This is a genomic window from Aequorivita viscosa (assembly GCF_900106795.1).
Lineage (GTDB): Bacteria > Bacteroidota > Bacteroidia > Flavobacteriales > Flavobacteriaceae > Aequorivita > Aequorivita viscosa.
Map to the genome: position 1 here is coordinate 38697 of NZ_FNNS01000011.1, position 8758 is coordinate 47454.

The window sequence follows — 8758 nt, forward strand, 5'->3', positions numbered from 1 at the left end:
TTAATATTTGATAAGAGATTGATTATTAATGATTGACGATTGACGATTAACGATTGAAGATTGATGATTGGTGGAGGTTGCGGGTTGCGGGTTGGGGTATTGGGGATTGAAAACGAAATCGAAAATGAAATCAAAAACAAAATCCACATCCTTCCTTTTATTATTAATATTTGATAAGAGATTAATGATTGATGATTAACGATTTCGATTGTAGATTGTTGGAGGTTGCAGGTTGGAGGTTGCAGGTTGGAGGTTGCAGGTTGGGGATTGAAATTGAAAACGAAATTGAAATCCAAATCCCTTCCTTTATTATTAATATTCGATAACAGTCTAATGATTAATGATTAACGATTGATGAATTTTCAATAAACTTCAAACAATAAACCAATAACCGTTACTCCATTACCAAGCAATTATTTCCTCAAAATAGTTCCAATACTCGTCGTTATAGGAGGGGAAGAAGGTACGTTTAAAAACAAACCTATTCTATATGTAATTGAACTTTTACTGATTTTCACTTCATCAATATTGAGTTATATTGTTTAAGTTTATATTAGAAAAGCCCCGTTAAATTTAGAAATAACGAGGCTTTCAGAGTTTTATTTGATTGGTGATTTAGCGGGTTACTTTTTATAATTAATCATCCAACTTATCCCGTATTTATCAGTTCCTCTACCATAGTGAGCTCCCCAGGATGTTTTTTGAAAAGAGGTGTGTACTTTTCCAGATTTGGTTAGTTTTTCAAAAACCGATTTAGCTTCTTCCTCTGTATCCATATCAACACCTAAATGAAAATTTGTACCATCTGTTAAAGGAGTATCCGGGGCGGCATCATAGCCAAGTAAGGTGAAGTTTTTACCTCGCAATTCGGCATGTTGCCATTTGGTTCGGTAATTTTCTGGAATGTCAATTTCTTTGTCTTCGTAAGTTTCGACGTTTTTAATTTCACCTCCAAATATTTCCTTATAAAAGTGAAATGCTTCTCTACAATTGCCTTTAAAGGCTAAATATGCTTCAATTCTCATAGTTTTGGTTTTAAATTTATATTGGTTATTCAGTAGCTAAAGGGTTTTAACTACAATTATCTCTCTCTAAAATATAAATTTTCAGAAAGGCCGACTAACTTTTTATATGATGTTTAACATTGATTGTTAACAAGATACCAATTGTAACTTATTTGTTTAAGGAAAGAGGAAAGCGTTCTTGTTTGATTTAAATCTTAGAAATTTGAGTTTAAACAATCGATATTAAGTCGTTTTTAATGGTCTGCGCGCTTGGTTATCCGGGGAAAGGATTCATTAAATTTTATTTGAATTTGTTAAATTTCGAATATTTAATACACTAATTTTGCCACCTATAATTCTAGAAAAGTGCTTGTTGATTTATTCATTTCAATGCTTTGGAGTATTTCCCCATTTGGTGAGGCCAAAGTTGGAATTCCGTATGCTTTATTGAATGGGGTTAATATATACGTAGCCTTTATATTTTGCTTTTTTGCAAATGTGTTGGTTTTTCCTATTATGAACTTCTTTCTTAATGTTATAAACCGTTATTTCTTTAAATGGTATTATTATAAAAAAGCAGCTATTTTTGTGGCAAGAAGGGCAAAAGGCGGTGCAGGAAATAATGTCAAGAAATATGGCTTTTGGGGCCTGATTGTTTTTGTAATGCTACCAATTCCCGGTACTGGAGTGTATGCGGGCAGTATTGCTGGCTATCTTTTTGGAATAAAACGTAAACGGGCTTTTTGGGCAAATACTATCGGGATTTTTATTTCCTGCATATTAGTTTGGGTCACCACACTAGTAGCGATGAAAGGATTTAGTTGGTTTTAATGAACCACTGTTTCTCTCAGCAATTAAAATAGTATAGCGCAAAATTTTCATTTTTATCTCACAACATCTTTTAACAGCCAGACGTCAAAGTTGGGTTCGTTTTTGTCTGAATGAAGAATGGCAATGTCTCCGGTGGTTTCAAATACAGCTGCCTGTACTTGTGATAGATTAATAACATTGGCTTCTCTTAATTTGGCGCGTAGATCAGCTTCCGTTACCCGTGCTTTTTTTAAATTTTCGTGTAGAATTTTTGGGCCGTCCATCAATAGCAAAGGAGTATTATCTATGGCATCACTAAAAAATTTATAACGTCTTAAAAATGCGGCAGTGAGTTGTAATAGATACACTAAAAACAACCCCAATAAGCCTTCCAATAACGAAACACTAGCCGAAAGAATTGTAGTTGCAATTATCGATCCTACGGCTACTGTCATTGCAAAGTCAAAACTTGACATTTTACTAAAACTACGTTTCCCAAAAATTCTTGTAAAAAGAATTACAGCTATGTAAACTAATACACAGCTTATAAATATGCCCCAAGCTGCAGTTGATGAAATTTGTATCCATTTTTCCATATATCCGATTTTATTTAAAACCTTTATATTAAAAGATTTAAGGTGATTAAGACTGAAATGTATAAAGATTGATTTTTGTAAAGTTAGGGTTCTGAAACTAAATAAACTTCTGCTTTTTAATAACTTTCACAGTTAGCATCGTGATTTTATGCTAATTGACATGTAGTAAACTAAATTATTTTTCTAAATGAAACCAACGTTATATCAGTAGTAAGGCATTCGTCGCATTAAATTTTCAATGGTTTTGGTTTATTACCACCTTAGCATAATTTATACGCTAACTTGTTTTTCGCTAAGTAATTTCCAATAGCGCTTAGGTATATGTTGCACGTGGAGTTTCAGGTTTTTCCTTGAGGGAATGTTTGTGCTGTTAAAGTAATCTTGCCACAGGGTTTGAAACTCAATTTCTTCGGATGCGAAAAATGCTTCCGTTGTTTTAATAGGGTCAAAATCAGTTGGAAAGTCAAGGGTAATTATATTCACCGTTTCTAAATTATAAGAAATTCCATAGTTTCTTGCTAAGTCATAAATAATCCACTTTTGATCGGCATATCTCGATTTAAAATGTTTTGTAATCAACGGAAGCACATCAAAATCTGGTTCAATTGTCGCAAAATATATGTTGTCTTTAGAAAGTCTAAACCGAACAAACGCTTCCATTCTATGTTTTTCGCGCCCTACACTTTTTGCTATCTGGGCAACTTTTAAAACATCGTTATTGGTAAAGTCAGAATCAATAGGGGATTGGTTTTTAAAGGCGTACTGAATATACCTTAATAAGTGGTTTTCGACACCAGGGTTTTCGCTTAAAAAAGCATAATACAGTCTTGAATTTCCTTTATTAGACAACTTCTTTTTTAATCCGTGCCAAACGCGATTGGCTTTCTGGGAATCGCTTGTTATTTCCAGCGTAACTCCAAAAAGGGATTGCTGAAAACGACTTTTTCGAATAATGGTAACCTGATATAATTTTAAATTAAAAACTTCAAAAACACAGGTTAAAAAACCATCAAACGTGCCGTCATACAATAAAGTGGTTTCTTTCAGATGAATCATTTATCCAAATAAATTTAATTGCGGGCCCAATGCTGTTCGGTATTTACTATTCGAATTTTGAAGGATTAAAGATTTTAACTGAATAGCAGTTAAATCCCGTCGTTCATATTCCCTAGTGCCACATTCAAGAAAATATTTTGCTCGGTTCAATGCTACCCCCAAGCGTTGAATGTGTTCCCAATTCAGCATTCGGAAACGTCTAGCCTCAATAATTTTATAAACCGATTTCATTCCCAGTCCTGGCACCCTGGCCAACATTCTTTTATCCGCTTTATTCACATTAACAGGAAATTGATCGAGGTTTCTGAGAGCCCAACCCAATTTTGGATCTACATCCAAGTCTAGATTTTGATTTTCATTGTTTAAAATTTCCTCGACCTCGAAGCCATAAAAGCGCATAAGCCAATCGGTTTGGTAAAGTCTATTTTCCCGAAGCATTGGCACATCTGTTCCAATTTGCGGTAAACGCGAATCGTAGCTGATAGGGATATAGCCTGAGTAGTACACCCGCTTTAAATTAAATTTTTTATAAAAATAATTGGACGTCCACATAATTTGCTGATCGCTTTCTCCACTGGCGCCAATAATCATTTGAGTGCTTTGCCCTGCGGGTGCAAATTTCGGCGTGCTTTTTATGATCTTCATTTCCGATTTATATTGAATAATTTCATTTTTCACCTTGGCCATTGGTTTAATGAAATCTTCCCGCCTTTTCTCGGGTGCTAAAACAGCTAAACCTTCCTTGGTAGGAATTTCAATATTTACGCTTAACCTATCTGCATACAATCCTGCTTCTTTCATCAACTCATCTGAAGCCCCCGGAATAGATTTCAAGTGAATATAACCGTTAAAATTCTCTTCCAGCCGTAGTTTTTTGGCTATAGAAACCAGACGTTCCATGGTATAGTCTGCACTTTTAAAAATACCGGAACTTAAAAACAAACCCTCAATATAATTGCGCCGATAAAAGTTAATGGTGAGGTCGACTACCTCTTGGACCTGAAAAGCCGCTCTTTTAATATCATTGCTTTTTCTGGTTACACAGTAGGCACAATCAAAAATGCAGTAGTTTGTTAATAGGATTTTCAACAGTGAAACGCATCGGCCATCTTCAGTATACGAATGACAAATGCCCATTCCCGTGGCATCACCCAAACCTTTATTGGCATTATTTCGTTTACTGCCGCTGGATGAACACGATACATCGTACTTTGCTGCATCTGCTAATATTTTTAATTTTTCTTGGGTTCTTACGAAGGACATAAGCTATTAAAACTAAGACTCGGTTAAATTCCAAAATTATGGAAATATTCCAAAACAAGAAAGCTTGTTTAGGCTTTTATCAAAAAAATATATATACCTTTTTTTAATGTGTATTTTACATTTTTAGAAATCAAGGGAGTAGGAGTGGAGGTTCAATAGGATGAAGACTTATTGGGGTTAGGTTAAAACATAATAGAATAATTGGTTAAACTTATTTTTGGTATCAATAAAAATGACAGCGACCCAAGGGATGGACAACTGGCGAAGCAACTAATCAAAACTATAACGTTGGGAATACAATAGCTATCCCTTAGATTCCGCCGATTAATGCAGATTGAATAAGAATTTGCTATTTTATGAATTCTTACAAGGTTTTACGTGTTACACATAGATTTAGTCCTACCTATGAAACTAGCCGATTTCTATGACCTATATCATTTCTGTAAATCACTTTATTTTATATCTTTAGGTGAATTTAAATAGTATCAGTATGAAAAAGTATCTCATTATTTTTGGTATCTCAGTTTTTTTCGGTTGTAAAAATGAGAAGAAAGAAATTATAGAAGATGAATATGAAAACCTCTATCCCACGGCAACCACTTTTTTTCAACCTATCTCTTCTTTAGATTTGGAAGAACCTGATGCAAATAAAGTAGCATTGGGAAAGCACTTATTTTTTGACACGCGATTGTCTGGTGAAGGAAATATTAGTTGTAATTCCTGCCACAACCTCAATACTTTTGGGGTGGACAATATGCGCTTTTCGCCCGGAGATGCACCTGGAACGGTTGGCGGTCGAAATTCACCGACTGTATTCCACGCATCGTTGCATAAAATGCAGTTTTGGGACGGTAGGGCAGAAGATGTGGAAGAGCAGGCGGGAGGTCCAATTTTAAATCCGTTAGAGCACAATATTAAGGACGAACAGCAATTGGTAAACCGATTAAAAGAAGTGGAAATGTATCAAGAACTTTTTTCTAAGGCCTATGGCGATGATGATCCCATAACATTTTCAAATCTTACTAATGCCATTGGCGCATTTGAAAGAACCCTAATACCAGGGTCTAGGTTTGACAAATATCTTGAGGGCGATCAAGAAGCATTGAGCAAGCAGGAAAAAAAGGGACTAAATGCGTTTATTGCTTCTGGATGCATTACCTGTCATAGCGGGCCTGCTTTAGGCGGACAAATGCTTCAAAAGTTTGGACTATTTCACGACTACTGGAAATTCACCGAATCGGAAGAGGTTGACCTTGGTCTTTTTGATATTAGTGAACGGGAATCTGAAAAATATTTCTTTAAAGTTCCAGGATTACGAAACGTAGTTAAAACAGCACCCTATTTTCACGACGGTTCAGTAGCTGATTTGGATACAGCTGTAAAGATTATGGGAAAACTACAACGAAATGTAGATCTTACAGACGAAGAAGTTGAAGATATAGTGGCATTTTTTGGTAGCCTAACATCAGATATTCCTGAGGAAGTGAAAAAATCCCCGTTTAAGAGTTAACGTAGATGTTCTTAATTTAAAATTCACTATTGTCCGAGATAAATATAAAAAAGCCTGTTAATAAATTGGTTAACAGGCTTTTTACTACAAAATAAAAAGGGGAAAATCTTACAGTTTTATTTTAATAAGCCATTTTCACAATCTTTTCAACTTTTTCGGGCGATAGGGTTTTGTGTTCTCCAATTCCCATCCAGCCACGATCTGTAAAACGTTGCTTAATGGTTTCGGCAGTTCCTTCGTAATCGTTTGTATAATCAGATAACTTAGTATCGATTCCCAATTCGTGGAAAAAGGCCTCTGTTTTTTCAATAGCTGCATAGGCTTTATCGTCTGTACTTCCTTCGGTAATATTCCAAACACGCTCTGCGTATTGCGCTAATTTTTCTTTTTTAGCTTCAAAATTGTACTTGTAATGACTAGGGGTCATAATTGCAAGTGTACGCGCGTGATCGATACCAAATAGGGCGGTTAATTCGTGGCCCATTGCGTGTATGGCCCAATCTCCTGGAACGCCTTGTTGAATTAATCCGTTGAGCGCCATGGTGCAACTCCACATAAAATTAGATGCTGCTTTATAGTCTGTTGGGTCGTTTATTATTTTTGGAGCCACTTCAATCAGGGTTTGCATAATGCTTTCCGCGAATCGGTCTTGTAATAAACCACCCACAGGGTAGGTCATATACTGTTCTAAAACGTGTGTAAAAGCATCGGTTAATCCATTTGCTAATTGACGTTCTGGAATGGAAGTGATTACCTGAGGATCTAAGATTGAAAACTGCGGAAACAATCCTGGGCCACCCATACCTAGTTTCTCCTTTGTTTCAGCGCGTGTTATTACTGCTCCCGAATTCATTTCGGAAGCTGTGGCTGGAAGGGTTAATACGGTTCCAAAAGGCAGTCCTTTTTCGATTCTAATTTTATCGGTTAAAATATTCCAAGGATCTACGCCACCATAGAGGGCAGCAGCCGATAAAAACTTAGTACCGTCAATTACAGAACCACCACCAACTGCTAATAAGAAATTAATGTTTTCGGTTTTAATAACCTCTAGAGCTTCCATTAGCACCGAGTATTCTGGGTTGGCAGGAATTCCGCCAAATTCGGTTATTGAAGCATTGGCTAAAGCCGTTTTTACTTGATCGTATATTGCATTCTTTTTAATGCTACCCCCGCCATACAGCATCAGGATTTTAGCATTCTCAGGAATCTCTTTTGTTAATTTTTCAATACTGTCCTTTCCAAAAATGATTTTGGTCGGGTTTTTAAATTCAAAGTTATTCATTATAGTTTTACTTAATATATTATTTAAATTAGTCTCTAGTCTCTAGTCTCTAGTCTCTAGTCTCTAGTCTCTAGCCTCTAGCCTCTAGCCTCTAGCCTCTAGCCTCTAGATTCTATTCACCTACTTTTACAACCATTTTTCCTTTATTCTTACCTTCAAACAAATCCATAAATGCATTTGGAATTTGGTCAAAACCTTCAACTACTGTTTCAGTATAGGTTAGTTTTCCTTCTGACAACCAGGTTGATAGTTGTTTCATCGCTTCTGGGAATATTTCGGCATAATTAGAAACAATAAACCCTTGCATTAGGGCGCTGTTCTTTATCAGAAAAGGCTGAACGCTGATGCTTTTTGGCACTTCCGTATTGTTATAAACCGAAATGGCACCGCAAATAACCAGTCTTGCAAATTGGTTAATATTGAATAATACAGCATCCGAAATTGGACCGCCCACATTATCAAAATAGATATCCACTCCGTTTGGCGCGGCTTCTGCGATGGCAGCGGTCATATTATCCGTTGTGTTGTAATTGATAGCTGCATCAAAACCAAATTCGGTTGTAAGCATTTCCACTTTCTCGTCTGTACCTGCAATTCCGATAACATTAAGCCCGAGGATTTTTCCTATTTGTCCAACAACAGAGCCCACAGCACCAGCTGCTCCTGAAACTACTAAGGTTTCGCCAGCTTTAGGCTTTCCTATTTGTGTTAAACCGGAGTAGGCCGTTAGCCCTGTCATTCCCAGGATTCCTAAATAGGCTGATAAAGGAGCTTTTGAGCCATCTACTTTTAAAAGTCCTTCGCCTGTGGAAATTTGTTTGGTTTTCCAGTCCAGCATTCCAGAAACAAAATCGCCTTTTTTAAACTTGTCGTTCTTAGATTCCAAAACTTTTGCAATAACACCCGATTGTATAGGCTTATTAAGCTGGAAGGGAGGCACATACGATTTAGCATCGCTCATACGTCCTCTTAAATAGGGATCTACAGAAACGTAGGTAGTTTCAAGAAGTACTTCCCCTTCTTTAATAGTAAGGTCTGTATTGTCTGTTACAAATTCGAAATCTGACATTGAAGGTTTTCCTTCGGGTCTGTTTTTTAATATTATAGTCTTTATCATAATTGTTTTTTTAAGCGGGTTTATATTTTGAGCGGTTTTCAGGTTTTCTGGGGGTTTCACGCAAAGGGCGCAAAGTAAAAACGCAAAGAATCGCAAAGTTTAATTTTCAATAGTTTATCT

Annotated in this window: 9 protein-coding genes; 3 read left to right on the forward strand and 6 right to left on the reverse strand. The window is 36.2% G+C overall.

The annotated features are described in order from the left end of the window. The first annotated feature begins 191 nt into the window (after nt 1-191). Nucleotides 192-326, forward strand: a complete 135-nt coding sequence (locus BLW28_RS16050) for a hypothetical protein (RefSeq protein ID WP_262481103.1) — start codon at nt 192-194, stop codon at nt 324-326. Between the two features lie 297 nt (nt 327-623). On the opposite strand, the gene BLW28_RS07980 is transcribed toward BLW28_RS16050, so the two are convergent. Next, entirely contained in the window at nt 624-1025 is a 402-nt protein-coding gene (locus BLW28_RS07980; RefSeq protein WP_073217328.1) for a VOC family protein, read from the reverse strand. Between the two features lie 345 nt (nt 1026-1370). Between BLW28_RS07980 and BLW28_RS07985 the strand changes: the two genes are divergently transcribed. Further along, complete coding sequence (locus BLW28_RS07985) at nt 1371-1835, forward strand: COG2426 family protein (RefSeq protein WP_073217325.1); 465 nt, start codon at nt 1371-1373, stop codon at nt 1833-1835. A gap of 53 nt (nt 1836-1888) precedes the next feature. Here the strand turns inward: BLW28_RS07985 and BLW28_RS07990 are convergent, their stop codons facing one another. From BLW28_RS07990 to BLW28_RS08000, 3 genes are all read right to left on the reverse strand, one after another. Then, the gene (locus BLW28_RS07990) at nt 1889-2410 is read right to left on the reverse strand and encodes a DUF421 domain-containing protein (RefSeq protein ID WP_073217322.1); all 522 of its coding nucleotides are present in this window, start codon (nt 2408-2410) and stop codon (nt 1889-1891) included. 270 nt (nt 2411-2680) lie between these two features. Continuing rightward, nucleotides 2681-3466 carry a TIGR03915 family putative DNA repair protein gene (locus BLW28_RS07995; protein ID WP_073217319.1) on the reverse strand — a complete coding sequence of 262 codons (786 nt, stop codon included), beginning with the start codon at nt 3464-3466 and terminating at the stop codon, nt 2681-2683. Further along, the gene (locus tag BLW28_RS08000) at nt 3467-4729 is read right to left on the reverse strand and encodes a putative DNA modification/repair radical SAM protein (RefSeq protein ID WP_073217316.1); all 1263 of its coding nucleotides are present in this window, start codon (nt 4727-4729) and stop codon (nt 3467-3469) included. 490 nt (nt 4730-5219) lie between these two features. Between BLW28_RS08000 and BLW28_RS08005 the strand changes: the two genes are divergently transcribed. Further along, on the forward strand, nt 5220-6239 hold the full coding sequence (locus tag BLW28_RS08005) for a cytochrome-c peroxidase (protein ID WP_073217314.1): 1020 nt from the start codon (nt 5220-5222) through the stop codon (nt 6237-6239). 121 nt (nt 6240-6360) lie between these two features. Here the strand turns inward: BLW28_RS08005 and BLW28_RS08010 are convergent, their stop codons facing one another. Further along, nucleotides 6361-7521 (reverse strand): iron-containing alcohol dehydrogenase, encoded by a 1161-nt coding sequence (locus BLW28_RS08010; protein WP_073217311.1) that lies wholly within the window; start codon nt 7519-7521, stop codon nt 6361-6363. A 112-nt stretch (nt 7522-7633) separates the two neighbouring features. Then, nucleotides 7634-8638, reverse strand: a complete 1005-nt coding sequence (locus tag BLW28_RS08015) for an NADP-dependent oxidoreductase (RefSeq protein WP_073217455.1) — start codon at nt 8636-8638, stop codon at nt 7634-7636. Nucleotides 8639-8758 lie beyond the last annotated feature (120 nt).

Bases quoted from the DNA above. Each gene is read 5' to 3' on its own strand.
- BLW28_RS16050 (WP_262481103.1), top strand. From the start codon at position 192: ATGATTAACGATTTCGATTGTAGATTGTTGGAGGTTGCAGGTTGGAGG.
- BLW28_RS08015 (WP_073217455.1), bottom strand. From the start codon at position 8,638: ATGATAAAGACTATAATATTAAAAAACAGACCCGAAGGAAAACCTTCA.
- BLW28_RS07990 (WP_073217322.1), bottom strand. From the start codon at position 2,410: ATGGAAAAATGGATACAAATTTCATCAACTGCAGCTTGGGGCATATTT.
- BLW28_RS07995 (WP_073217319.1), bottom strand. From the start codon at position 3,466: ATGATTCATCTGAAAGAAACCACTTTATTGTATGACGGCACGTTTGAT.
- BLW28_RS08010 (WP_073217311.1), bottom strand. From the start codon at position 7,521: ATGAATAACTTTGAATTTAAAAACCCGACCAAAATCATTTTTGGAAAG.
- BLW28_RS08005 (WP_073217314.1), top strand. From the start codon at position 5,220: ATGAAAAAGTATCTCATTATTTTTGGTATCTCAGTTTTTTTCGGTTGT.
- BLW28_RS07980 (WP_073217328.1), bottom strand. From the start codon at position 1,025: ATGAGAATTGAAGCATATTTAGCCTTTAAAGGCAATTGTAGAGAAGCA.
- BLW28_RS08000 (WP_073217316.1), bottom strand. From the start codon at position 4,729: ATGTCCTTCGTAAGAACCCAAGAAAAATTAAAAATATTAGCAGATGCA.